The sequence below is a fragment of the Pseudomonas sp. ANT_H12B genome (assembly GCF_008369325.1).
Lineage (GTDB): Bacteria > Pseudomonadota > Gammaproteobacteria > Pseudomonadales > Pseudomonadaceae > Aquipseudomonas.
On record NZ_VOBI01000007.1, the window covers coordinates 55,797 to 81,683 of the forward strand.

The window sequence follows — 25,887 nt, forward strand, 5'->3', positions numbered from 1 at the left end:
TTTGTTGGACTGTCGGTGCAGTGCGACAGGCAGCAATCAAAACAACACCAACTATTCAACGCGAAAGCGTCTCCGCCTTTTGACGGCTCTGAACTGCACCAACCAATTCAGCATCAAGTTGGCTGTATAGCTACCGTCCAATGGCTAATGAATCAGACTACCTACCAGACAGCTTTGTGACCGACGGGAGCCAGCTCAAGCGGGTTCAATGTTAGAAAAATCACTGTATAGGCACCATAGAAAATGGTCCAGGTCGTCCAGTCCACGCTCTGTGTAAATCGATCAATAAAATCAAAAAATACGAATCGATTCGGAAAGAAAATTTTGGAGTGGACAACCGAAAAGGCCTGAATAGGTCAGCTAACGCGATTATAACCACCTAACACACCTTTCTTGGATAAAACCCATTGCCAAAGCTGTATATCTCTTGCGCGGAAGGCACCAGCGCATGACAAAAGATAATATTTCCACATTTTATAAAATCTATCGCCAAGTTCTGCTGAAAACATGTGCCAATTTTTATCAAAATTATCAAACCAGGCCATGAGTGTTCTATCGTAATCCGCTCCGAAATTGTGAAGGTCTTCAGCGACGAATAGACCTTCTATAGATGTGGCTATTTGTGTAATTGAAGGTAAATCACCGTTTGGAAAAATATATTTATCTATCCACGGATCCGGTGCTGTTTTCGTAACATTTTTGCCAATTGTATGCAGCAAAAATAAACCATCATCTTTTAGACAACGATTAACCGTTTCCATGTATGCGCGATGGTTTTTACGTCCAACATGTTCAAACATGCCTACGCTTACGATGTTGTCAAACTGTTCATCCAGCTCACGATAATCTTGAAGTCTGAACTCAAGCGGGAGATGGGAGTATTTGTCTTTTGCCCAATCACACTGTTCTTTAGATATGGTTACACCTACGCATTCCACGCCATAGTTCTCAGCCGCGTAAGACATAAAACTGCCCCAGCCACAACCAATATCAAGTATTTTCATGCCGGGCTTTAACTGCAACTTTTGACAGATCAAATCTAGTTTAGCAGTTTGCGCATCTAAAAGATTGGCTGCATCTTTCCAATATCCACATGTGTAAGTCAGTCGACCGTCCAACATACTAAAATAAAAATCGTTTCCTAAATCATAGTGTTTTTCACCGACTTCCCAAGACTTGCGCGGTGTCTGGCGATTCGTGAATCTTGCTGCCAGCACATGAAATATAATTGACAGAGGGTTGATGCTGTCCGCAATTCCCGAACGCATTAATTTTGTAAAAAAAACATCTAACTCTTGAGATTCCCATAAGCCGTCCATATAGGCTTCACCCAATCCCAAATTCCCTTTAGATAGAGCCAATTCAGGAACACCATTTCCTAATAGTTTAATATCAAATGGAAAATCCCCATTAAAAGATAACCCAGCTTTTTGCAACATGTTCTGAACAAAATGGTGAGCCTTGGTTTCGTTTATTTCCGTCTTAAGGTAGTTGGTTGGTTCAAGCCGCATAAACACACCCTTAATAGTTAAGTATACTTCAGATTAAATGCTTCACTATTTAATACATGTATCTGTAGAACGCACCCCAACTCTTTCCTAACAAAGTCAGAAGTAATTAACTCAAGATTTTTCTTTAGCTTGTTAATTACCCATCTCTGTCCACGATCAATAAAATAAAGTCGGTCAACAATGTCTTCAATGCTCATTGCTTTGGCATAAAATTCGCCAATATTTAAGCTGGGCTCGCCGCCAAGGTATTTGATACAGTCTCTGATCCTTCTGCAACTTTCAGCTTCGCCAATATGAATTTGGTTTAACAGCATTTGCTGATCTTCGTCAGCAGTCTCTTTAAATGTATCTAAAGCTAAACGAGCTCCAGCTCTCTCACCTTCAAGCAGCTCTTGAAGGAGTTGTATAGTGTTGTGTTTTACTGACTCGTTCATGTCACCGTCCTTTCCCGTTGGGATAGCTGGTAGAGCTTATCGTTAATTTTGAGGAAAATTTAATGAATAGTCTTGAACTAAAAAATCAAAAAAAATGATATGAAATTATCAGATTAATTTTAATATCAATAAAATTGAACTCAGATAGCAATATTTTGAGTTTGTCATGGACTTCTATCGCAGTCCAGAATGCTGGGCTGAAATCCACATCTATCGTTCAATGGATTAATGATGAATAGAAATATGGCCAACGAAGCGATACCTACTGACCTGAACACGGTTTACAACTATGCAATCGTCAGAAAATTCACCCTTGCTACCCTCATCTGGGGCATCCTCGGCATGGGGATGGGCGTGTTCATTGCTGCACAATTGGTATGGCCTGAACTGAATTTTGGATTGGCTTGGACGTCCTTCGGGCGCATACGTCCTATCCATACAAACCTCGTGATTTTCGCCTTCGGAGGCGGTGCACTGTTCGCGACTTCATTCTATGTTGTGCAACGAACCTCGAGAGTAAGACTTGTATCAGATGGTTTAGCTAATTTCGTATTTTGGGGTTGGCAGTTCTCAATATTAGCAATGATCGTAAGTTATCCACTTGGCTATACAACATCCAAAGAATACGCTGAAATGGAGTGGCCTATAGCAATATTTGTTGCTGTCGTATGGTTAGCTTATGCATATTTGTTTTTTGGAACGATTGCGGTTAGGAAGGTTAAACACATTTATGTTGGGAACTGGTTCTATGGAGCATTTATCGTCGTAACCGGTATGGTGCATGTCATTAATCATTTTTCAGTACCTGTCAATTTTCTGAAATCATACTCTATGTATTCGGGAGCGACAGATGCAATGATTCAGTGGTGGTATGGACATAGCGTTGTAGGATTTATTTTGTCTGTTGGCTTTTTAGGAATGATGTATTATTTTGTGCCCAAACAGGCTGAACGCCCAATTTACTCGTACCGTCTTTCGATTGTTCATTTTTGGGCAATCATCACACTTTATATATGGGCAGGGCCGCACCATTTGCACTACACGGCTCTTCCAGACTGGGCGCAGTCGATAGGCATGGCAATGTCGATAATCTTACTGGCTCCAAGTTGGGGCGGTATGATTAACGGAATGATGACTTTGTCCGGCGCTTGGCATAAATTACGAACTGATCCAATTTTAAGATTTTTGGTAGTATCGTTAGCGTTTTACGGTATGTCTACGTTCGAAGGGCCAATGATGGCAATTAAAACTGTCAACTCGCTGTCTCACTACACGGATTGGACAATCGGACACGTACACGCTGGCGCGCTTGGTTGGGTGGCTATGATAAGTATCGGTACTCTTTATCATATGATTCCAAAGCTGTATGGTAGAGAAAAAATGTTTAGCGTAGGATTAATTAACGCGCATTTCTGGCTTGCAACTATCGGTACTGTTCTATACATTGCCTCGATGTGGGTAAATGGCATCACTCAAGGTTTGATGTGGCGAGCAATCAACGATGACGGCACTCTGACTTACTCATTCGCAGAGGCACTTCAAGCTAGCCATCCCGGATATATAGTACGGCTGATTGGTGGTTCGACATTCGCCAGCGGTATGTTAATCATGGCGTACAATACATGGAGGACTATCCGAGTTGGTGTAAGAGTAGAGAACTCTCCGATAACTCAATCAGTTCATTAAGGTTGTATTTACAATGATAGGGATTTGGCTTTATCTAGGGCTCTTCGTTTTCACGACCGGTATTTACTTTTCCTGGAACCTCAACTCAACTCAGGAGATAGAACAAGCAGCGTTACTACCTTTTGCAGATGATCCGGAAGTCGCATCAAGAATCACCCAAGAAACTGGTATGAAGTTTGATAGTATTGTCAATGGCACAGAACAGAACTCAGAAGTGACTGCAACGGATAGCGTTGACAAATTCGTAGCATAATCAATTTTCCATTCCAAGGAAGGACTTTTTCGTACCTCCCTCAGGTGCGCAGGTTCATTGAATATTAATGAGCCTTTTTTTAAGTGTACGAAATGATTAAGTCCTTATTGTTAAGTTTTTATCCGGCTCCATTAAATACCAAGCCTAGAGAATGGTTGCGCGCATCAGTTGGTGCATGTGCAGGTGTTCTTATCGCATCCATGGTGTGTCAATATTTTTATGGGCTAGAGCTTACGATTCATCTTTTAGGCCCGATAGGAGCTTCATCAGTTTTATTGTTCGCCGTTTCTACGGGAGCGCTCGCTCAGCCTTGGGCTATAGTAGGAAGTTATTTTGTTGCAACAGGCGCCGCACTTATTGCAGTACAATTATTCGATCATTCTTTTCTAAGTGCTAGTTTCGCTGTGGGATTAGCAATTGGTGCTATGTGTATTCTCCGCTGTCTGCATCCTCCCGGTGGTGCTGTCGCTCTCTGTATTGTCTTATCTCAATCAGATTTAGCGCAATTAGGTTTATATGTTTTTTATCCGGTGATGCTGAATGCAGGAATACTTTTAGGCTGTGCGCTATTTTTTAATAATCTGACATTAGTGCGGTATCCCAAAGCACATATAAATCCATCAGCCGAGATAAATCATACGAAAGATATTCCTCCCTTCGAAAGGGTTGGTTTTAATAGTGATGACCTTGATGCAGCCTTAGCAGATATTGATGAATTTGTTGACGTGACGAGAGAGGATCTAGAGAGAATTATTAGATCCACTGAAAAGCATGCTTTAAGACGGAGTATGGGGGATATTCAAGCGTCCCATATCATGTCGAAAGATGTGCTGTCAGGAAGGCCAGAAACAACAATTAAAGATGCTGTACGAATTTTGATGCACCACCACATAAAAGCTTTACCGATATTGAGCGAAGAAAAACACATTGTAGGGATTGTTAGTCTTACTGATATAATTAAGTATCCGGCATCGAGTCGGAGCAATGGACTATTAGGTATGGTCGGGTTCAAGAAGAAAACGTTATTAAAAGATATAATGCATACGCCAGTTACATGCGTGACTACTACAGCGCACATTGTTGAGTTGATCCCTTTATTGTCAAGGCAAGGGTTGCACTGTATTCCGGTTCTTCAAAACAACATGTTTGTCGGGGTCATAACACAAACAGATTTGATCGCGGCATTGCACCGCGATTTAATAGTGCACTTGCATTAAATTAGTGGATCCCACCGTTGGGACCAGTCGCTGTCCATAGTGACAATATTTTTCAATAGTTTGATTGCTTGCTGTAGCTCTGATGATGACCTATTACGAGAGTATACTAAAAAAGTAGGATAGCTGAACTCAGGTGCGGAGTTAACTCGCTCCAGAACTCCGCTTTCAATATATGATTGCACAACACGGGTTCTAAAGTAGCCTGACCCTCCATTGTCGAGAATATATTGTAGCGCTACTGGCCCCAAGTTAAAAGAAAGAGCCGCCCTCGCATTTTCTGGCAACGCTGCATCATGTGATCGTCGAAAACCATCCCCCCAATCTATATAAACATAAGGATCAGGCTTGGTGGTTAAGCGGACAAGTATTAATTTCTCTTCGAGGATTTGTTCGACTTGTAAGTCCGGCCAGTATGCCGGTTGGTAAACAAGAGCCGCATCTAAAAATCCAAGTTCTAATTGACGTAACAGAGTTGACCCGTCTCTTATCTCGGTTTTGATTGCGTGCGTAGGTATTGATTTTTGGATTTCGCGAACCCAATCCAGAATCAGTGGATTGCATAAACTGACTTCACCACCGATATGCAATATTTTATGGAAGCCTTCAGGCAGAGGCAGATCCCTAACGGCTGCATCCCAAGTTTCAACTAGTTGATTTGCATAAACAACAAAAGCTTCACCGTCTGCCGTTAATTTTGAACCGGTTCTATTGCGCACAAACAACTTACTATTTAGGCTATGTTCTAATTTCTGTACTCTAGCGGTTATGGCAGTTTGAGTGACATGCAATCGTTCAGCTGCGGCAATCAAACTACCACATCTGACGATTTCCAAGAAGGTTTTAGCCAGTTCAATATCCATTTTTGATACGCCAAAAAATACATTATATAAAAAAGCACAGAAGCTTTACAACCATAGGGGTATTAATCAATCAAATAGAAAGCCTGAATGTTTCGAATCAATAAATAGTCCGAACTATTCTTCGGTGGCACCGCCACCAAACGGCCTCCGAACACATTATTACGCTTAGCACCAGTAACCACGCTACTTTCAGCTAGCTACACCTACGCTAAACGATGAACGATGAACGATGAACGATTTCATTGAGCTTGCAGCGTTTCCAGGCTACTCATAATCCTTTTAGTTGTGGTTCTATTCAAGTAGAGTACAAACATCCCCGTTTTCTGCGATTACCCCAAGTACTGGTCAGTCGGTTGCCGCGAGAAAGGGGCTCGGCCATTCGCCTGTACTCTCCCTTCTCTGTCGGGTGAGAGGGGCCGCATCGGACGGAATCAAGTCGAAGAGTCGACGGTCAACAGCTGAGTCTCAAGCGCGGCGCGCTCCTGCTCGATTCTTTCTAATTCCTCAGCAAACGCCAGTTCGCTCCTGGAAGGTCGTTTCCGCCACGGCGCATGGGAAGGCATCGGCTGCGCGGCATAGCGTGTGGTTTCCCCCTGGAACTGCTGAGCCAGGCGCTCCAGGTCTTCGCGGATCTCCTGCTTGGTTCGGGTCATTTGGTTTTTCTCTGTCCTTGAACAGTGGTTTCGTAGAGCCTAGCTGTAGCGGCTCGCGTTTGAAAACAGCCGGGCTCGCAATCAACGCGATTGCTAGCTCAGATTAACTGCGACTAACGAAACTCTCGGGCTCACATTCACTGCGAGCGAGCTTGCATTCAGCGCGTCGGCTTGCATTCCATCACCGTGGGCTCACGCTTTCTGCAACGGAACATCACTATTTGGCTCTCCGACGAGGAAATTCAGGCGCTGAGCGAGGAAATGGCCAGAGCCTTTGAATGGGGAGCCCGCTGAATTCGGAAAAAATCGTACTACAAAGGCTTCCCTAGGGAAGTTCCGATCAACTTGTTGCAACCGTGTGGCAGGATCGAAAATTCCCTGGTGTTCAGCACGATTTACTGCGAAACGCCCCGGACGCACCGCGCTGCCAGGGCTTTTCAGCCCATTTTCTCGCGTTACCCGCGCAGCTCACCCATACCCATCAGCTGTTTTCGAGCGATCCACAGGCTTGACAGGGCGAACAGCGTGGTTAGCTGCGCTGTTGTTTTTCATCAGCCCACGAAAGCGCACTTTCACATAACCAAACTGGTGCTTGATCACGCGAAAAGGATGCTCGACCTTGGCACGCGTCTCAGCTTTGCAATACTCGATCCTGCGCTTGTCCTTGTAGAGCAGGCTGCGCTTATTGAGCACGGAATAGGGCTACGCCGCGCGGCGATTTGCCAGATCACGTTACAGCTTTCGTGTTCTTCCCGCTTCTCTACCCCGGTATAGCCCGCGTCGACATAAACGGCGTTTTCATCGCCATGCAGCAACTCAGCAACCTGGGGCATGTCGGCCACATTGGCCGCTGTGCCGTGGACGAGATGAACCAATCCCGACTCTACATCCGCGCCGATATGCGCCTTCATTGCAAAGAAGAATTGGTTCCCTTAATGAGATGGTCAACCCGGTTCGAGAAACCCGGTAAGTCTAGACTCACCGGGTTTCTTTCTTTACCAAAGGAGGACCTCTCATGAGTACCGTGACGCTTCTGGGTATCGACATCGGCAAAAACACCTTCCACTTGCATGACCAGGATGCCAGAGGAAATCAGTTCTTGCGCAAGAAACTCAATCGTAGCCAATTGCTGTCGCATCTGGCGCATCTGGCGCAGTTGTCAAACTGCAAAATTGCCATGGAGTCCTGCGGTGGTTCACAGTGGCGGGCCAGGCGGATTGAGGGCTTAAGCCACCGCGTGCAATTAATCGCAGTGCAAGATGTGAGGATCTACGTCACCGGCAACAAAAATGACTTTGTCGATGCAGAGGCCATCTGCGAAGCCGCATCGCGACTCAAGACCCGCTCTGTTCCGGTTAAGACCGTTGAGCAGCAGATCCTGTCCACCGAGCACAAGCTGCGCAAACCCTGGGTGGATCATCGCACCGGAATCATCAATCAAGTGCATGGTTTTCTACTGGAGTTTGGCATCATCTTCCCCATTGGATACGCTGCTCTGAAACAGGCGCCGGCCCTGATGGAAAAGGGGGTCCATTCCGCGTCGGCGTCAACAGAAAATCGCAGGCAAGCGTTCGTGTATTGGTGTCGGTCATATGATGATCCCGAGCACAACGGTGCGAGTCAGATCGATCAGAGGATCGCTGCTGGACTGCACCGCATAGAAACTGTCGGAAAATCATCCTTTGGTCGAAAAACACTGAGTCAACCAGAGTATGGGCCAAAGTATGGGCTGGGATTTTTTCAAAAAAAAAAAAAAACAAAAAAACCCTGAATAATCAGGGCTTTAATGTATAAATATGGCGGAGAGATAGGGATTCGAACCCCTTCTAATGTCCCGGCAGACCGGTTTAGGCCGCTGTTTGTGCCATTTCGCCCCATCGCAAATGGCATACACCGGCCTGACACGGCCTCTGTTATGCCCTAAATATGCCCTAAACTGATCCGGTTCGTATTAAGCGATTGTCGTGGAGATTGTTGCATCAAGGAGCTAGCGAAATGGAGCGTTATCAAGACTCCATCTTCATCCGCCTCGAGAATATTCACTTCACCGGTTTCACGCCTCCACGGCGGCCTAACCCGAAGCCAACACGGTAGAGATCAGGCAAATTGACCCGACCGTCCTTCATCGTTTCAAAAATGCCAAGCCGCTCTAGATCGCTCCGCACTCCGGACCACCCTCTTTCAGCGTGCTGAGGTGGAAGTCTTTGGTCTGATAATCCTGAAAGTCCAGAAGGAAACTGAGCTTTCCACCTTTCCTCGACGATTTCAAATGCACAAGGGACAGACGCCCCTCTGAGAGGATCCATTATTTTGGGAACCCACGGATAATCCTCGGCCATTTCGGCCACCCTGATCTCAGACGCTTTTTGAACGCCGCGTTTGATGCTCTCATAATGAAGAGCCTGCTCATGGTCTGGATATTTTTCTAACGAATCATCTGCTGCCTGGCGTATGGCGGCGAGGAAAGACCTAGGGGAAGTCCGGCCCCGCCCATCAGCGAGATGGCTAACCGCCCATATATAAGGTACTCCGCGGCGACGATCTCGCCCCATCCACGGACCGGCTAAAGCCTCAAATAATTCCCGCTGCTTGGCGCTTTCTCGCTTCACCTCTTCCGCGACAAGCCATACTTGATTGTCTGAGCGCGGTGCAACCCCAATCACCGACTTATACAAGTCACGCAGGTTTTCCCCATCAGCACCGGTAGCATTGCAAAGTGTCTGCCATAACAAACCATGCAGATCATGCGAAGCCCAAGTCAGCTCAGCTTTTGTCGCCAACAACTTTGAAGCGTCAGGAAAATCGGTAATAGTGCGATCAGACTGATCTTCCCGCAGGAACACTTTTGCATGAAGACGCGGATAGGACTTCAACCAAAGCACAACTTTTAGAAGGTCTCTTACAATCAGGTCCATCATTCCCCAGTCATTACTGGTTCGATCCAAAGCGTCGAATAAAATTAGACCAAACCTACCACTGGTGACAAGCATGCCGTTCGTATCCTGAACGAATCTAGCTAAAAGCTCGGGATTATCTCTGACCCACTCTATCGTGTCCTGCCATTTGCCATTAGGGATAGATACAGGATTGATTTTAGCGAGCCAACGAAGGACGACTCCCTTCCAAATTTCAAAAGGAGTAAATCCATTTTTGATGAGCTGCGCGAAAACCTCCATATCGGGAAATGAATCGATATCTGGCGAGACACCGAACCCGACATGGACATCGGTAATCTCCAGCTCTTTGACAGCCTTACCGAGCGCCTCGCGCAAGATAGGGGCACGCAGAGCGGCGGTCCAAAAAGATTTCCCTACCCCCCTTGCACCAATTACCAAATTACACTCGAGCCTCAAAGCTTTTGTATGGCCTGGTGGCATGTACAAATGGCGGCGATCAGGTGCTTCCCCGTGAGTCGAGGTCGTCAGAGGAATCGCTTGAACAAGAGACTCTTTAATCTGTACCTTAGAAATCACGAACCATCCTCACCTTGAATAGCATTTGATATGCCTTGTATTACTTGACCGAAAATAGCGGACACCTCATCCGCATCAATACCATTCAGCCTTGAATGCATCGCGCGGAGCGAATTGAATCCGCGATTCCAACGGATTGCCCAAGCATAGTGGGGCCCCCCCTCATCGGAGCTATCGAAACTCCAAGTTTCCTCCGTTGCCGCGCTGCCCGCCGGCACCTCGTCATAGAGTTCATCCGCGAACAAACTCCACGCCTCTTCACGCAAGCCAACTGTATACTCGATTCCATCCAACTCTGGAATCAAGGCTCCCACCACCTGAAGCCGCTCTCTGATTTCTCGGACAACCCCTGTGGTCCGCCAGTGACGAAACAGAATACGATAACCCGACCACGTCTGATCCCCATCTAAAGCGAATAGAAGCACCAGGTTCGCACCTAAATCTGTAACACAAGCAGATGCTACCTCATCAATTCCCGCTCTAGAGTCGATAAGAATTACATCGGGGGACCAGCGTTTTTCTAAAAGAGAGATGAGCCGCTGAAGTCTCTGTGACCAAGATTCCTGGCCACTAGAGTTTACTTTCGGCATCCACGCTCGTCCCAATTTTGCGACATATTCGCCAGAATCTGCACCATGGGCAGGAACGACAAAAATATCACCGTCGTGGGATAAGCCGCTGGAGGCCACCATGCTCTCGAAAACCTCATCGCCATTATCGAGAAGATCTTCTACTAACCAGTCGGTAATTCCGTATTTTGGACGGCGATCAATCGGCAGCAAGGAGGTCGACAGACCTGGTGACTCAAGATCCAAATCGAGCACTAAAACGCGCTTTCCACTCTGTGCTAGCGACCATGCACTCGCTGCAATCGCTGTTGAGCGCCCGACGCCCCCTTTGATGGAGAAAAAAACAACACGGGGTATCTCAGCAGAAGCCGGAGCAATCGTCGACCAATTACCTTGAGTAGCTAATCGATCAATTATCGAAACGCCCGGAACCCCCTCGAGAGGAAAAACGGGTGCACCAAACGCAACACTCTCTACAGACTGTTCAAATAATACTGCTTGCTCTATGGGAAACGCCCGTTTGCCTAGCGTCTCGAGCATTTGCTGAGAAATAATTGCTAACTTTTCTAATACGCGCTGATCGCTTTGCCACTTTGTAGAAACGATCAGACGCACCCTTCCGTTCAGGTCTCTGTTTATGTAGATGGGCGCTGTTAGCTGGAGGAACTCATTATGGTTAGAAAAAATTTCCTGCAGCTTGGGAATTAGTTGGTCAAAGGTAATCATATCAATCCTTCCAGCAGGGCCTTTCGAACCAGAGCAGCAACAGCTCCAGCAGCGGTTCTATGAGCCTCAACACTCGGTAGCAAAACGTCGCCGCCGTTCGCGTATCTCTGCGATGCATCCCAGTCGAGGAAAGGGTTTAGGTTTGGTAGAGCGTAATTTGCACCATTAACCGAGCTTGCACGATAGGTATCGTAGCGATCCCACACTCTGTTGGCATGCACGCGATCATCATATTCTTGTGGCGCACCGTCTTGCCGAATCACCATTCCGAAGTGGTGCATCAGCTTCTTGAGTCCGCACTCTGCCGCAAAGCCGTACAGCTGATCAGCGTTACCTAAGCGTGACGCCAAAAATAGTGATTCTGCATCAATCATATGCCTTTGATGAGCATCCAAAAAATCCGCATTCATGTGTCGCTGTCCATCCCTAGTGCTCCAAACGCGAATAGTTTGTAACGTTCGCCGGATCCTGAAGCTGAAATGTGTGGGGTAATCGTGCAATCTTGGATTATGCCCTGTCGCTCGCCGAGAGGCCACGCTGGACCTCAGAAGGTAGCTTACTCACTGAGTCGGAGCTTTGAAGTTTTGATGTTCCGTATCAACAGAACTGCGCTTGGCCCAAAATCAGCCAGTCATTCACCTACAGTTAATGATCCATAATTGGTCCAGCCGCGTCGTATAGCTTTGACTCATCATTTCCCGCCGCATGCCCCAGCTCGGGTCAATAGGCACGCTTGCTGCCCGTAATGTACCTCTCCCCCATCGCCCATTGATTTCGTCCAGCACCGCCATCACCCTCGTCGCCTCCGTTGGCTGGGACGCGGCGAACAGATCGCCGGTGTACTCACCGGGCTGGCACAGGTTCAGCAGCATCACTTCTGCCTTGCTATAGTTGAACCCCGGGCGAAACACACGATCGAGCGCATCGACAGCCGCCTTGGTCAGCAGGCGCACATCGTCCGTCGGGTAAGGCAGGTCCACCACCACGCCATTCGCGTACTTGGCTTCCTCGGGATTGAACATTCCGGTACGGATGCTGACCCGGATCTTCTTGCACAGCGACTTCTGCGCTCGCAGCTTTTCTGATGCCCGCATCATGTAGGTGGCCACGGCCTCCTTTATCGGCGGCAGCTCCTTCAGCCGTTTACCGAACATCCGGCTGCAACAGATTTCCTGTTTTGGCGGGTTCGGCTCGTCCAACTCTAAGCAGGACGTGCCGGCCAGCTCACGGGCGGTTTTCTCGATCACCACACTGAAGTTCTTGCGCAGCGACCAGGCGTCAGCCTTGGCCAAGTCCATGGCCGTTTTGATGCCCATGGCATCCAAGTGCATTTTCATGCGGCGACCCACCCCCCATACCTCGCCCACGTCCGTGTTGCGTAGCACCCAGTCACGTTTCACCGGGTCGCAAATATTCACGACTCCGCCGGTCTGGGCCTGCAATCGTTTTGCCGTGTGGTTGGCGAGCTTGGCCAAGGTCTTTGTAGGAGCGATTCCTACGCCAACCGGAATGCCGGTGCAACGCAGCACTTGGGCGCGGATCTGCCGACCGAGCATATCCAGCCCCTCAATACCAGTGAGATCAGCAAACGCCTCGTCGATGCTGTACACCTCAACTGCTGGGACCATCGACTCAATCAAGGTCATTACCCGCTCGCTGATATCGCCATACAGTGCGTAGTTCGACGAGAACGCGACAATGCCGTGCTGCTTGAGTTTGTGTTTGATCTGGAAGTACGGCTCGCCCATTTTCACGAAAGGCTTGGCGTCGTAGCTGCGGGCGATGACGCAGCCGTCGTTGTTCGACAGCACAACGATGGGCACCTTGGCAAGATCGGGGCGGAACACGCGTTCGCAGCTGGCGTAGAAGCTGTTGCAATCGATCAAGCCGAATACCGGCGGCCTCTTAGACATGACTGCGCACGCTGCTGGTGACTACACCCCAAATCGACAGCTCGTCGCCCTCGAGCACGTAGCGTGGTGGGTATTTGGGATTCTCGGACAGCAGGATGACTTCTTTTCCTCGAAGACACAGGCGTTTGCAGACTGGGTCGTTGTTAAGCAGTGCGATGACGATGTGGCCGTGAGCCGGTTCAATTGAGCGATCAACGATGGCTAGGTCGCCCTCATAGATCCCGGCGCCTTGCATGCTTTCCCCGGTGAGCGACACCAAGTAGACATGCGGGGCGCGAATGTTCAACACCTCATCCAGTGATATTTGCGCCTCGATGTGATCCGCTGTTTTAAATACGGCCATTTCTCATATGTTTATGTGGTGACAAATTCATCTACCCTTATCATAAACAATATTTCCATACCCCATTCTATTTATATGTTGGAGTAACGTGCAGCGAAATATAAATTGTCTATGCTGTACACGCGCATAAAACAATTTCATATTTGCAAGCTACTTTTGCAGCTGAGACTGAGCAGAAAAATGCCCAACTCCAACTTTTACGTGTTCCATCCAGACGAGCCGCTTTTGAAAAAAAATGGATTCGACAGCATTGCGCATGTCCCAGTCATCTTTGACGGTGAATGGACCTACCACCGTGAGGCCTCAAGATATCTTCGTGAACGCGCAACACCAACTCCAGCCGATGTTGAGGCTGGCGCGTTACGAACGGTTCGTCAGCCTACCCGCGCATCTTTGAATACGTTCGCAGCGCAGATAGTTAATTTCTTGGAGTGGTGTGCGGCACGTGGCAAAGATTGGAAAACGCTCGACTATGCCCGTGACATCGTTGCAGGGTATGAGCATGAAATGGCGACTGGTTCATTTACAGCGGATGGCTGTCCCCTTGAAAATTCAACCATCAATCAACGGGTTGATACGGCTTGCAGTTTCTTAATATGGGCATTGAAAAAGGGCCTACGCGAGCCGTTCGATATTCCTACATTTACGAGAAGCTATCTGCAAAGTGGCATAACTTCGACACATGCACGAGTCGTCGAATACACGACACGAGCAAACAAGCGCCGCCTGAAGCCGAAAAATTTACGGATACCTACTGACGAACAGATTCGGAAGTGGCTGAACTCGGTCCGGATACGGTATGGCCGCACGAAGGCACTGATGATAGAGCTCATCTTGAATACCGGAGTTCGGCGGCAAGAGGCTGTGGAGTGGAGACTCGACACCTTGCCTGATGATAGGAACAAGTGGCGCATGGGTCACGTAGCCGCAACGAATGTCGTTGTCACTATCGAGCACGGCGCTAAGGGCGGCAAGAGACTGAAGGATGATGAAGAAGTTGGTCCTCCACGAAGCATCGTGATACCGATGGCACTGGCCGGCCGACTCTGGCACTACATTGAGTTTGAGCGGCCTAGGTTGCTGAAAATGTACATCAAGTCAGGCAAGACAAAAGCGGAACAAGAAGAGCGCCGCCGCAACCCGCCCCAGCAGGTGTTCCTTTCTGACTTTACAGGCATGCCAGTGTCGGCGCAAAAATTATACGAAGCATGGGCCAGCGCCCCCTCGCTACCATTTGAAGGCTGGTCACCGCACTTGGGACGTCATTACTGGGCCTGTAAGACGCTCCTGCTTGAGCTTGAACGCATGAGAACACAGACTCGATTGGCACTTGAAACCAACCTACCCATTAATTGGATAACAGGAAGTGCCATCGACATTATCCAATTGACTATCCAGCCACAACTCGGTCATATCGACAAGAAGACCACAGAGATGTATCTGACCTGGGTACGGGACGTGTTCGACATTATCGAACTTCATAACGCGTATGCACTGGAATTAGGTGACCTTACGTGCGAGGAGACAGAATGACCGAGTCAATCCGAAAAAAAAACAAAGCCAGGCATACTCCGACACTGACGATTTTGGCTTGCGAGGCCGATGGTAATTCGCTCCGCTTCATATCCACTCACGCTACGAAGCCTTCCCTATTCGATGCAACAGCATTTGCAGAGGGGCGCACATTGCCGGAACGCGCACATGCTTGGGACAAAGGGGGACACAGCGGTCGCCCGAGACTGACAGCTGCTCTCATGCCTCATATTCGGAGTCGTTATGGCGCTGCACCTCAAAAGACATTGATTCACCTTATTTCGGCTATGCGGGCGTGGTGGCGATTGTTTGATAAGTACACCGATATCAAACCGGTCGAAGACATCGAAGATATCGATGAATTCGTACATGGAGCCCTGGCACTCAAAGAGGGTTTCACACACGGAACGAGTATCTTTCTGGTTGTGCTTAATGATGCAAGAAAGACAAGGAAGCAGCATCCCCTGGATATTCGCCTCCCTCGACCATCACCACAACACACTTCTTTGCCAGACCAAAAGCACATTAATGCTATTGCAATAGCATTAACCAGGAAGATCCGAGAAATGTTCCTTATGTGGAAACAGGCTGATGAAATCATTGCCGAGATGAGTGGATGGCACATAGCGTCGAGTGGCTGGACTCCCGGCCATTGGCATGGTGCATTCAACGAACGGCATGCTCACTGCGCCTATAGACAAGCGTGCACTGAACTGGGCAATCCAGTCGTGCGCCGAGACCAGTACGTGGCATGGCTTGGTCTACAGAATACTGAAAACTACAACAACCCTTTCGTTGCCGGCTTTCCTGCTGCAGTTAGCGGACTATACCCGAACCGCAAACAGTCAGCACATTTTTTATACCTATTTCTGTGTAAAACAGGGTGGAATCTTCAAACAGCACTCGATATTGATGTCGATGATTACTGGCGTCCGCACCCAACCAACAAATCTTTCGCCATCATCTATGCTGTTAAAGACAGGGCGAACGGCGAGTACCAGCGAGCAGCCAGTGAAGTGAAGCCCAAGCTGTCAGCTTATAACTTGTTGGTGGCAGTGATAGCTAGAACTGAGCCACTGCGAGAACAACTAAAGACGGAGTTAAATCAGCTGGAAAGGTTAAAAGAGGACAACCCTGACGCGGCGAATGAAGAAACACACCTCAAAATCAATGAGCTGAAGCGATGCATCAAGTCGCCTTGGCTTCACGTGATCACGAAAGAGTCGAGCCCAATTTCTGCGTTAAATAATAGGGTCGTTTACGAGTCTGAACAGCGTTTATCAACATTAATCTTTGAAATCAACACACAAAGAAATAAAGACGACCAGATTGACAGTTCAATAAAAATTGGTGATTTTCGGGACGCTTATATTTCTGCACAATATCGGCGCAGTAACTACTCATGGATTGTTGCACACCTTGCTGCAGGCCATAAAAATATCCAGTCGCTGGTCCACTATCTGCGGAAACGGCAATGGAAAGCCCATGGTGAGCGGACGATGTATGGTTTTACAAAAGCGTTGTGGGACGAAATTCGAGCAACGAATGCCGTAGACCCTGCCATCCTGCATGCGCTCGTCCAAAGAGGTGAAGTCACTGAGGAGCAGCGAAAGCGGTGGGCGGCCCATAAGGACCGAACGAGGGTTGGAACCGGATGCAAGGATTTTAAAAATCCGCCCAAATCGCTCGCGCCTGAGCATATGCCTGGTGAAGGCTGCCGCATACAACGCTGCTCATTGTGCCCAAATGCAGTGATATTCGAAGACAGCATGGACGCCCTCGCAAGAAGGCTGGCGCAATTGCATACGATTAAAGAAAATATCCCATTGCCGTCTTGGTACGGTTCCTCTTGGCCCAATGAGACGGAAAGTACGGAGCGAATCTTATATGAAAACTGGGATGCTGCCTCAGTTGACAGCCGGATTTCCCATTGGAAGAAGCAAGTAGCTAGCGCCATACAAACTCTATTGGCTATGGAGGGTGAATATGCAGCCTAACCCAACAGCGATGGCTCCAGAGTCATCGCTTGAGCATCTGCGGTCACAAGCAAGCATGACCATAAACGCAAAGAGCATCCATCGCCTAAATCGACCGGAGCTACTCCGACTACAAAATGCTCTCGGCCTTGGCTCCAAGTGGGGCGTAATCGAAATCCCCAGAGCATGGATGCCGGCCGGGGCGGCCAGCATCGACGCGCGCAGAATTCAATATTTGGAGAAGGTCTGCGGTGTGCAGAACGCATCACCAGACACAAAAGAACTGGCAGTCACAGTTGCGACGCGGTATGTCCTACTGCTCTTTATGGCACCGAATCCAATCTCAGGACATCTGAAACCTAATACCGTGGTCTCGCAACTACTGGTGGCGAAGGACTACTTTAGAGCCGCAGTAAACCTCGCATCAGTGACGCCTGGATATTTACTGAACCGACTTACCGAAGAGGACATTGAGAAGGCAATTTCATACACCGAAATAAAAAGGTTACGTTATTGGGCATCCAAAGAATGGTGGGACGATTTGCCGAAAGTTGACTTGTACCAGATCGAAGAACAGTCACGTAAGAGCGAAAAGGCAAGACAACCAAGAGGAAGTAAGGACATTGACCCATGGCTCCCACTGCCTGACCAGTTCGTGGCAGACGCTGGTGCGCGGGTACTTTGGCTAGTTGAACACATGGGGCCAGCAATCATTGACTGTGCTGAAAGCATATTGAACGCATGGGAGAAACTCAACATATCCCATTTTGCCGAGACGACACAAGCCACCAAAAGGACGGAGGCGGCGGACGCGATTCTTTCGGAATACGTATGGAAAGATGCAGACGGTAATGTGCTTGAGCAGATACCTATCCCACTGAGTTACACCGGGACTTGCAGAAAAAAAAAGGCAAGCGCCTGGCCGCCGTGTCATACGCATGAAGTAAAGGCCCTTTTGCGCCTGCTACAGGCCAGCCATTTATTTATTGTGCTGTTGAGTACCGGTGCAAGGATAGGCGAGGCGCTTTCTTTGAATGAAGGTTGCCTAATTGAATCGAAAGATGGTACGAATCTGATTAATGGCAGAACGTACAAATTGAAGGCCCAAAGAGGCGGTGAGGAACGAGATTGGCCTCTACCAAGCATCGGCGCTACAGCACTCAATCAACAGGAGCGGGTAGCAAAAATTATTCGACGCTGGAACAGAGTCACAAATAGGGTCGGGCATTTTAGAGAAACCAACTGTATCTGGCGCTTGTTACGGCAGAGCGACGTAGATAACGATTCGGCCGACGCGGGCTACAATATAGAACTTACGCTGATTGTAGAGTCGTTCAGTCTCGCAGCTTCGCTGGGGGAAAAACCTATTCACGCGCACAGATGTCGAAAAACACTGGCCAGGCTACTTGCGCTATGTATCGTGGGGGCTCCGAAAATTGTGATGGACTTGTTCGGTCATAAGAATATCGAAATGACGTTGCACTACATCCTGACTGACCCGCTAATACGGGCTGAAATGGAAGAAGTGGCACAAGCTCAGACAATCATGCTTGCCTGTGACGCTATTGCACATGCCGATGAAAACGGTGGACCGGCAGCGCCAATCATAAGAGAGGCAGTAAGACAGGAGAAAGTACGATTGGCAAAAGACAAGTTAGGTGTCGATGACATACGCGACCTAGCGGATACTGCGACACTGTCTGGAAAAATGTGGATTTTGGTGCGGCCTGGCGTGGTGTGCACCAAGGGGCCTAAACAGGCTGGCCCTTGCACTCGCAATGTGGGAAGCCCTGAGCCTTCGCGCTGCCGGTCGTCGTGCGAAAATCGCCTTGAGGAGTACTTCTTACGAGACGAGGTGGACAATACGATGGAGTTCTGCGTTTCAGAATTGGAAGAAGCTATCAAGAATGACGAATCGCATCAGGCCGAATACTGGATTGGTCAAATATGCGCCAATATCAACCGCTTTGCCGACATCCGCCAAAAGTGGCAGACCAATCCTATAGTCGCTTACGCACTGGCTAACTCTGCCCTAAAGGATGCAACATGACTCCGAAGAACACTTCACTGCCCAACGGGCTTCAAGACTACGCCAAGTCCCGCTCTAGCTCATTTGTTTCAAAACTGAAGCAAGCCATGGCACTTATCGAGAGTGAAGTTGAACAGAACGAAGGGTTGTATCCGCTCAATGGAGGCAGACTTACGAAAGCCGAGTTATGCCGGCGGGCGCATGTAGATGACCAGACACTTCAAAACAAGACGCACAAAGCCACCACAAACAAGATGGTGGATGAATGGATAGAACACGTTAAAGGTAAAATTTCACAGGGAGAACTCGTTGTACGTAGGGCTGTTACCGAGCGCGCTGAACATTGGAAGCGGGAGCATGCTCGCATAGCCAACGCTTATGCCCTGGCTGAACTTGAACACAACGAGAGACTCATTGAGTTGGCGGCGCTCGGAAAGGAAAATTATGAACTAAAACGGGAAAATGATGAACTCCGCGAAATGCTGAGTAGGGCCGGCAGCAAGAACATCGCTTCTATTCGTCCGAAAGGAAAATAGCAAGCGCTTATACCAAAAGCAAAATATTATCAGTAACCCGCTCTAGGGATAGTCTGAAGTAGCCATGTGTTTCTCGCTGACTTCGGCCACCGCCGATTTTGAAAGTGGCGAGTCGATCCAAAACGCTCAGATCACTCACTCATTCCTGTCTTTTTAGTTGCTGCAAGCACCTCGCGGAGGCTATTCCCCACATTACAGGCGCACCTCTCCTGCATTGCTCAATAAATGTCGGCGGGCCATCCACAGATTCGACAGCGCAAACAGCGTCACCAGCTGTGTCGTGTTCTTGGCCAGGCCACGGAAGCGCGTCTTCACATAACCGAACTGGCGCTTGATCACCCGGAACGGGTGCTCGACCTTCGCCCTTACCTGCGCCTTGGCTTTTTCGATCTTGCGCTTGGCTTTGTACAGATCGCTGCGCTTGCCCAGTTTCTGGTAGGTGCTGCGTCGGGCGGCAATCTGCCAGATGACCTGGCGACCTTCATGCTCGGGGCGTTTCTCCACTCCGGTATAGGTGTTCGGCCACGGCCGAAAGTGCGGCATAACGCTCTTCGGTTGTTACCAGCGACAACGCCAAGCTAAGCCCTGAAAGCTCTGGTTGGGGCTGGCCATATGGTTGGCCAATGGCCCAAATGAAGGGGCGAAACGCTGACCTAGAAGTGCTGTCAGGGAAAATAAACCAAGGACCCGGGTCGCGGCTGCCTGGGTTAAACCACCAGCGCCTCAAGTACGAGTCCTCCGATCGAGCTTGCTTAAGCTGTTCGGGAGCAACGTCTGGATGTGAGATGGGGACGGTAAAAATGCCAAGCGTTTCAATCCCGCCCTCCGATATCCGCTCGGCGTGTGGAAAGCAAACTGCCCCCGTTTCGAGGTCGCACAGAAGCTTCGCTGTGTAACGCCCCACTTGAATGGAGGCCACTGACGTATTGAGCTCCTGGCATTCGATGGTCACTGTCGCATCGAGCGACTCAGTGCATGCGAGCATTTCCTGGATCGGCCGAATGTAGTCAAAAAGCCGGATTTCCTCGGACACACCGTACTCTAAAGTCCGAGTCAGAAGCGGACGGCCTTGCGCGCTGTCTCGAAGCAAAAGGCACACATGCCAGTGCCGACGATGCTGCCCGGGTAGTAGCCGAAGGCGGCTGCCAAGTAGATCGTTAACATCAATCCGCTGATGAGGCTGCATCCGCCGCCCTTCAGGATCAAGAAAGACTGCTCCGGTCGCTGGAAAGGGGACTATCAGATGCTGCGTTTGGTTGCCCGGCCAGGCGAGGGTGAGGGTGAGGGTTACTTCCGCCGGCACGGAGTGGTCATGTGCCCGTAAAGTGAGCTTCCAATCGCGTCCTAGTTGCTCTGCGACTAGATTGCAGGAGTCATTTTCACAACCCACGCCCAGAGCTGGCCAAGATCGGAGCCACAGAACACCACCGCGGCTGTCGCTCTCCGCGCTTACCTCGACCGAAGCATCGGCGGGCAGGCAAACCACTTTCAGCCGAGTCTGTATCGTATCGGCATACTTCCATAGAAGAGTCCCCATACCCACAGGCGGTGAGCGAAACGAAACGACGGATGGGTTGGGGGTCGGTCAGTCTGGAGCCCACGTACCGACTACGAAGTGGATGGATTTCAATTAATCCTGGGCGCTTACAAGCCGAAGTCGAGCTGATGAACATGGTCGGGACTGGCCTGACCCAGGCTGCTTTGTACACTCTCATGCCCGATTTCGGTCAGTCGCGACAGGCAGAAATCGGCCATTAGCTGCCATTTGTGACCGGCCGCAATCCGCCATATGGACGTTCAGGGCGAACTGATCATTAGGCTTCAAAGTTTCCAGGAGACTTGGAGCTGTTCAAACCAGAGAAGGCTGACATTGCGCAGCCGCCTAGTAGCGTCACCTTAAAAATTATATTTATGCTGGCCTCTTGAAACCTACATAAGTGACCTCATTTTACCATCATAAAGCCACTACAATGGAGCGCTCCATGGCGGCACATAGCGGTAGCATCAAAATTCTCAGCCTAAATGGTGGGGGGGCTAGAGGTCTGTTTACCATCAATGTGCTCGCTGAGATTGAGCGAATCATTGAGCAACAGACCGGGCAGTCGAACGTAAAAGCAGGAGAGTACTTCGACCTGATTACGGGCACCTCAATTGGTGGAATTCTGGCGTTAGGGCTCGCATCCGGAAAAAGTGCCAGGGAGCTAGAGGCGGTCTTCCGCGTCCAGGCCCCCCTAATCTTTCCCCGTATGAGCTCTTGGCGGAAAAAATGGAGGGCTGCTTTTAGTGCCCGATACAGCAGCAAACCACTCTTTGACGCCGTCGCAAGGATGATTGGAGCCGATGCCACATTTGGTGACTTGACACGTCGCGTCATGATTCCCGCTGTGAACCTCTCGACCGGCAAACCCCAGTTTTTCAAAACTCCTCATAATCCGGCGTTCAATCGTGACGGTCGTCTCAAGCTGATAGATGCAGCAATGGCTACATCGGCTGCACCTACCTACTTTGCGCCTCATCATTGCGTGGATTTGGATGCGTACTTCGCTGATGGAGGCTTGGTTGCTAACAACCCAAGCTTCATCGGACTACATGAAGTTTTCCGGGACATGACTAGCGACTTTCCGGACGCCACGGTTGCCGATGTCAAGATATTGAATGTCGGCACACTGGGGGAGGAGTACACGGTGAGTCCAGCCGCGCTAGAGTCAAAGCGCAACAGTGGCTATCTCGGATTGTGGGGCCTTGGTGAGCGATTGGTGCTGACCACTATGACCGCGAATCAGCAGCTTCATAAAGCAATGTTGGAGCGGGAGCTCAGAACGTATAACGCATCAGAAAACTACGTCTATCTTGACGATATCGTTCCTAACGAAGCTGCATCCGATATCACTCTGGATAACGCAAGCGAAAGTAGCTTGCGTAACCTCGCAAGCCGGGGAAAACAGCTGGCTACTAACGAGTTCACCAAGAACCCTCTATTGCAAGCCTTCTTCAAACATCCGGCAGCACCCTTTGCTGTACCTGGTCCCGTCCAACAGGAGTAAAAGTGATGAGTTGGAATTTCCACCGCTATTACAACGACAGCACCGACGGGCTCATTAGTAAGTTGAGATTAGCAGAGCCCTGTGTCGTGAAGCTTAAAGGATTGCGCGACCTAGTCCGAATCCGCACAAAAGAGGTTTTCAACGAAGCGAAAGAGCTCGTCAGAACATCCAGTGCGACCATCTCTCTCGAAAGTATTACAGCTCGAGTTGCGAACTCTCGGCTAAAACATCTTAGTCCGCAAGCTCAGACTGAGGCAGCAAAGCTTCTCAGAGACATGGATGATGAAGCGCGGAAAGCTTTTCTGTCTCTTACACCGCGCTTTTGGACACAGGGAAGTTTTCAGTACGATACTCTCAATTATCCGTACGCCACCCCGCCTCAGGAAATGGACATAGATGATGGCACATATCTCCCAATGGCCATCTTTGAAGATCGCCCCGTTATTGGCCACCAACTGCTCCTGCTTCTTGTGGACTCATCGCTGAAGTCCTTGGTGCATGAAAACGTAGGCTGGCAATTTGAGGCCAAGCGAACCTGTGCTCGAATCAAAATCCCTGCAGAGCACACACATATTGATGTCCCTATGTATGCAATTCCAGAAGACCAATTTTTGCTCAAGGAAGTAGCTCTGGCGAAAAGCCGTGGCATGGTCATGGATTCGATAAATGGGTCGCTTTCATTAGAAAGTGCCGACTATGAGCTTGATGAGGACTGCGTGAACCTGGCGTTGCGCGAAGGTGATCAAAAGTGGATGAAGAGTGATCCCAAAATTGTCGAAGACTGGTTCAACAATAGTTGCCGGCGCATTGGCCCTCACCTACGCAGTATTTGCCGTTTTATGAAATCGTGGCGAGATGTTCAATGGGAAAAGGGTGGGGGCCCTTCGTCTATTTCACTGATGGCCGCTACCGTCAGTATTCTTGATCGGATTGCACACGATAGAAATGATCTTGGTGCAACGATGCGAATGCTCGCAAAGTACCTTCCTGACGAGTTCTCAAAGGGGGTGGAAAGCCCAGACCACACTGACGAGAAACCGCTCTTTCCGCCGCGTATTGAGCACGAGGAGCGCGAGGTGGAAATCATGGCAGGACTCTCTGAGCTGCACGGTATTTTGATTGATGCTCAGCAGTGCTTATCTAAAGAACTCGCTCTCCAATCTATCAATCGTGCGTTCGGCCAGCGGGTGCTCAAAAGCGACCTTATCGTTAGTGAAAAGTCTGCCCCTGCGTTTGCCAATGAGCCTACACGTGGCGCCCAAGCTGCGACCATCAGCAACACCATGGCGAGCGGTTAACACTAAATGCTTAGTGAGCTTCATCAGGTATTGCTGGGGTGTGGGTTTCAATACACCAAGGCCCGGCACATCCCGGAAGGCACGCCTCTGTGTCTCCTCGACGTCGCCAAAGGGTTTTACGTCAAATCTTATGGAACTACGGGTGGCGAGTTCAGCATTGCTTTGAGCCTCCCTATAGACCCTCATATCACTTTACCTAATGCGTACATTCTCAAAAAACCTGACCAGTACAAGAATCGATTGCTGCCACATGTCAATCTGGGGTGGTACCTGTGCTATGTCCGAGAGATGGAAGCTGACTGGGATGCGAATAATCTGCAGGAGCTCTATCTGCAGGTCGATTGCCAAATCCAAACTACGCTAAATGCCTCAGTCACCTCAGCGAATCAAGGTTCGCCCGATGACCGGGAAATGGAGGGCGAGTTCTCATCCTATTGGCTACCCCAGAAGAAGTTATATCTTCTCTCAGATGCATCAGAAAAATTAGAAATGGAATGTTATGTGACTCTCAATGAGAGCGGATTAGCAAACCCAGGAAAGGCCTCAGGTGAGGAGTGGGTTGCCTATGAGAAAGGGGACGAAAGCGAATTCAATGAGTGGCTGAGGCAGAGATGCCTTACGAAGCAAGACGGAAGGACGATTCTCACAAGCTACTTCAAAATCAACCCTTCCCGCCTAGCTGGTGTTGAATGGCCGCCACAAAATCTCCGGGCACTACTCCAGTGGCTTACCGAGGTAGATCTAAGTGCTCGTAGCCGCCTGCTGGATCACTTTGTGAATAATCCAGTGAAACGACATGTGCTTCTTTTCGATGTTCGTCACCAGGACTTGGTCGGGCTCTTTGTTGAGCTCGATATTGCTGCGACTGGATTGAATACCTATCCCCAGAAAAACAATCGGAAGAAACGCACGGGACGTGTAGTCAAATCGAAGACGCTGATCACATGTCTTTCCGCCAAGCGCTCGGTTCATAAATTCTCTCGGCTTGAGGTAACTAGAGCAGACAGAAAGACGATTTTGAGCCGTAACCGCCGTCGATCTGCAACCGGCGACTTGAGTACTAAACGCATTGCGCTCCTAGGCTGTGGAACCATAGGTGGATATCTATGTGGGTTGCTGCTTCGCTCTGGCGCAGGTTGCGGAAACGCTCGATTTGATCTCTACGACGACGACTCATTCGGTCCTCAAAACTTTGGACGCCATCCACTCTCAACCGTGGATTTTGGGCAGAACAAAGCAAAAGCTTTAGCAGCCACGCTTAAAGCCTCTACACATTTGAATTGTAAGGTAGAGGGAAAGCCCGCTAATTTTTCAATTACCCCCGAGATGTTGAACCAGTACGACATCGTCATTGATGCAACTGGCCGGCCTCCAGTGGCAAAACGCTTGGCCCACGTAGTTCGCACAATACCAAACAACAAGCGTCCCAAGGTTGTTCACGGATTTAACGATGGCAACGGTCGCTCATCAAAAGTCATGATTGACGATGGTAGTTGTTGCTACGGGTGCATGCTTATGGATCCCGCCTTTTACAAAAATGGCTTGGATCTACGGTTCAGTAAAATCAATACGGCCGAGGAACGCTTCGTCAGTTGCGGGAATACCTTCACACCCTATGACGCGGCGGTCAGCGTGATCACCGCGGCTATGATGCAGGAAGCTGTACTTTCGATTTTGGAGCCAAGTCTTAGCTGGACGTACAGCGAACACATGTTGGACGGCAGTCGTTCCAAACAAGCTAGACTTTTACCTAAACAACGCACTTGTCCCATTTGCCATGACTGACACTGAGCTGACATTTACAGATAAGCATGGTGGGTTGCTAGTGATCAC

General features: G+C 49.2%; 20 protein-coding genes and 3 pseudogenes. 10 read left to right on the forward strand and 13 right to left on the reverse strand.

Features of this window, described 5'->3' with window-relative positions:
• Window positions 1-356: 356 nt before the first annotated feature.
• On the reverse strand, window positions 357-1,511 hold the full coding sequence (gene cfa / locus FQ185_RS12735; RefSeq protein WP_149417752.1) for a cyclopropane fatty acyl phospholipid synthase: 1,155 nt from the start codon (window positions 1,509-1,511) through the stop codon (window positions 357-359).
• 17 nt (window positions 1,512-1,528) lie between these two features.
• Window positions 1,529-1,945: a DUF6306 domain-containing protein gene (locus FQ185_RS12740; protein ID WP_149417753.1), complete on the reverse strand. Its 417-nt coding sequence runs from the start codon at window positions 1,943-1,945 to the stop codon at window positions 1,529-1,531.
• A 243-nt stretch (window positions 1,946-2,188) separates the two neighbouring features.
• On the opposite strand from FQ185_RS12740, the gene ccoN reads away from it, so the two are divergent.
• A complete protein-coding gene (gene ccoN, locus FQ185_RS12745; protein WP_149417754.1) occupies window positions 2,189-3,631 on the forward strand; it encodes a cytochrome-c oxidase, cbb3-type subunit I in 1,443 nt (480 codons plus the stop codon).
• A 345-nt stretch (window positions 3,632-3,976) separates the two neighbouring features.
• Window positions 3,977-5,101, forward strand: coding sequence for an HPP family protein (locus tag FQ185_RS12750; RefSeq protein WP_149417755.1), 1,125 nt, complete (start codon window positions 3,977-3,979; stop codon window positions 5,099-5,101).
• On the opposite strand, the gene FQ185_RS12755 is transcribed toward FQ185_RS12750, so the two are convergent.
• The 4 genes and pseudogenes from FQ185_RS12755 to FQ185_RS12770 form a co-directional block, all read right to left on the reverse strand.
• Window positions 5,098-5,961: a LysR family transcriptional regulator gene (locus FQ185_RS12755; RefSeq protein ID WP_149417756.1), complete on the reverse strand. Its 864-nt coding sequence runs from the start codon at window positions 5,959-5,961 to the stop codon at window positions 5,098-5,100. The two genes, FQ185_RS12750 and FQ185_RS12755, sit on opposite strands and share 4 nt — an antisense overlap.
• Before the next feature lie 97 nt (window positions 5,962-6,058).
• Window positions 6,059-6,118: a DUF488 family protein gene (locus FQ185_RS31070; RefSeq protein ID WP_224790373.1), complete on the reverse strand. Its 60-nt coding sequence runs from the start codon at window positions 6,116-6,118 to the stop codon at window positions 6,059-6,061.
• A gap of 274 nt (window positions 6,119-6,392) precedes the next feature.
• Window positions 6,393-6,614: a hypothetical protein gene (locus tag FQ185_RS12765; RefSeq protein ID WP_149417757.1), complete on the reverse strand. Its 222-nt coding sequence runs from the start codon at window positions 6,612-6,614 to the stop codon at window positions 6,393-6,395.
• 455 nt (window positions 6,615-7,069) lie between these two features.
• Window positions 7,070-7,546: pseudogene (locus FQ185_RS12770) on the reverse strand (transposase); the annotation flags it as partial.
• A gap of 83 nt (window positions 7,547-7,629) precedes the next feature.
• Here FQ185_RS12770 and FQ185_RS12775 point away from each other — a divergent pair.
• Window positions 7,630-8,136 (forward strand): annotated as a pseudogene (locus FQ185_RS12775) (transposase); the annotation flags it as partial.
• A 517-nt stretch (window positions 8,137-8,653) separates the two neighbouring features.
• On the opposite strand, the gene FQ185_RS12780 reads toward FQ185_RS12775, so the two are convergent.
• The 5 genes from FQ185_RS12780 to FQ185_RS12800 all read right to left on the reverse strand — a co-directional run bounded on the left by FQ185_RS12780 (window position 8,654) and on the right by FQ185_RS12800 (window position 13,638).
• A complete protein-coding gene (locus FQ185_RS12780; RefSeq protein WP_218575891.1) occupies window positions 8,654-10,087 on the reverse strand; it encodes a hypothetical protein in 1,434 nt (477 codons plus the stop codon).
• Window positions 10,084-11,382: a ParA family protein gene (locus FQ185_RS12785; protein ID WP_149417758.1), complete on the reverse strand. Its 1,299-nt coding sequence runs from the start codon at window positions 11,380-11,382 to the stop codon at window positions 10,084-10,086. The genes FQ185_RS12780 and FQ185_RS12785 overlap by 4 nt, the downstream gene beginning before the upstream one ends.
• The gene (locus FQ185_RS12790; protein ID WP_149417759.1) at window positions 11,379-11,792 is read right to left on the reverse strand and encodes an SAM-dependent methyltransferase; all 414 of its coding nucleotides are present in this window, start codon (window positions 11,790-11,792) and stop codon (window positions 11,379-11,381) included. Before FQ185_RS12790 ends, FQ185_RS12785 begins: the two co-directional genes overlap by 4 nt.
• Window positions 11,793-12,017: 225 nt before the next feature.
• Window positions 12,018-13,295, reverse strand: coding sequence for a translesion error-prone DNA polymerase V subunit UmuC (gene umuC, locus FQ185_RS12795; protein WP_149417760.1), 1,278 nt, complete (start codon window positions 13,293-13,295; stop codon window positions 12,018-12,020).
• A complete protein-coding gene (locus tag FQ185_RS12800; protein WP_149417761.1) occupies window positions 13,288-13,638 on the reverse strand; it encodes a LexA family transcriptional regulator in 351 nt (116 codons plus the stop codon). The genes umuC and FQ185_RS12800 overlap by 8 nt, the downstream gene beginning before the upstream one ends.
• Before the next feature lie 180 nt (window positions 13,639-13,818).
• On the opposite strand from FQ185_RS12800, the gene FQ185_RS12805 reads away from it, so the two are divergent.
• From FQ185_RS12805 to FQ185_RS12820, 4 genes are read left to right on the forward strand one after another with little or no spacing between them, the layout of a single operon-like run.
• The gene (locus FQ185_RS12805; protein ID WP_146426085.1) at window positions 13,819-15,171 is read left to right on the forward strand and encodes a site-specific integrase; all 1,353 of its coding nucleotides are present in this window, start codon (window positions 13,819-13,821) and stop codon (window positions 15,169-15,171) included.
• Window positions 15,168-17,168, forward strand: coding sequence for a hypothetical protein (locus FQ185_RS12810; RefSeq protein ID WP_149417762.1), 2,001 nt, complete (start codon window positions 15,168-15,170; stop codon window positions 17,166-17,168). Before FQ185_RS12805 ends, FQ185_RS12810 begins: the two co-directional genes overlap by 4 nt.
• On the forward strand, window positions 17,158-19,197 hold the full coding sequence (locus FQ185_RS12815; protein ID WP_146427730.1) for a tyrosine-type recombinase/integrase: 2,040 nt from the start codon (window positions 17,158-17,160) through the stop codon (window positions 19,195-19,197). Before FQ185_RS12810 ends, FQ185_RS12815 begins: the two co-directional genes overlap by 11 nt.
• Window positions 19,194-19,712, forward strand: coding sequence for a hypothetical protein (locus tag FQ185_RS12820; RefSeq protein WP_146427732.1), 519 nt, complete (start codon window positions 19,194-19,196; stop codon window positions 19,710-19,712). The genes FQ185_RS12815 and FQ185_RS12820 overlap by 4 nt, the downstream gene beginning before the upstream one ends.
• 192 nt (window positions 19,713-19,904) lie before the next feature.
• Here the strand turns inward: FQ185_RS12820 and FQ185_RS12825 are convergent.
• Together FQ185_RS12825 and FQ185_RS31075 are read right to left on the reverse strand one after the other, a co-directional pair.
• Window positions 19,905-20,225: pseudogene (locus FQ185_RS12825) on the reverse strand (transposase); the annotation flags it as partial.
• Entirely contained in the window at window positions 20,194-21,249 is a 1,056-nt protein-coding gene (locus FQ185_RS31075; protein WP_218575113.1) for an STY4851/ECs_5259 family protein, read from the reverse strand. The pseudogene FQ185_RS12825 and the gene FQ185_RS31075, both read right to left, overlap by 32 nt.
• Before the next feature lie 445 nt (window positions 21,250-21,694).
• Here FQ185_RS31075 and FQ185_RS12830 point away from each other — a divergent pair, with 445 nt between their 5' ends.
• From FQ185_RS12830 to FQ185_RS12840, 3 genes are read left to right on the forward strand one after another with little or no spacing between them, the layout of a single operon-like run.
• The gene (locus tag FQ185_RS12830; protein ID WP_256666383.1) at window positions 21,695-22,756 is read left to right on the forward strand and encodes a CBASS cGAMP-activated phospholipase; all 1,062 of its coding nucleotides are present in this window, start codon (window positions 21,695-21,697) and stop codon (window positions 22,754-22,756) included.
• A gap of 5 nt (window positions 22,757-22,761) precedes the next feature.
• Complete coding sequence (locus FQ185_RS12835) at window positions 22,762-24,054, forward strand: cyclic GMP-AMP synthase DncV-like nucleotidyltransferase (protein ID WP_149414980.1); 1,293 nt, start codon at window positions 22,762-22,764, stop codon at window positions 24,052-24,054.
• A 6-nt stretch (window positions 24,055-24,060) separates the two neighbouring features.
• Entirely contained in the window at window positions 24,061-25,839 is a 1,779-nt protein-coding gene (locus tag FQ185_RS12840; protein WP_149414979.1) for an E2/UBC family protein, read from the forward strand.
• Window positions 25,840-25,887: the final 48 nt, after the last annotated feature.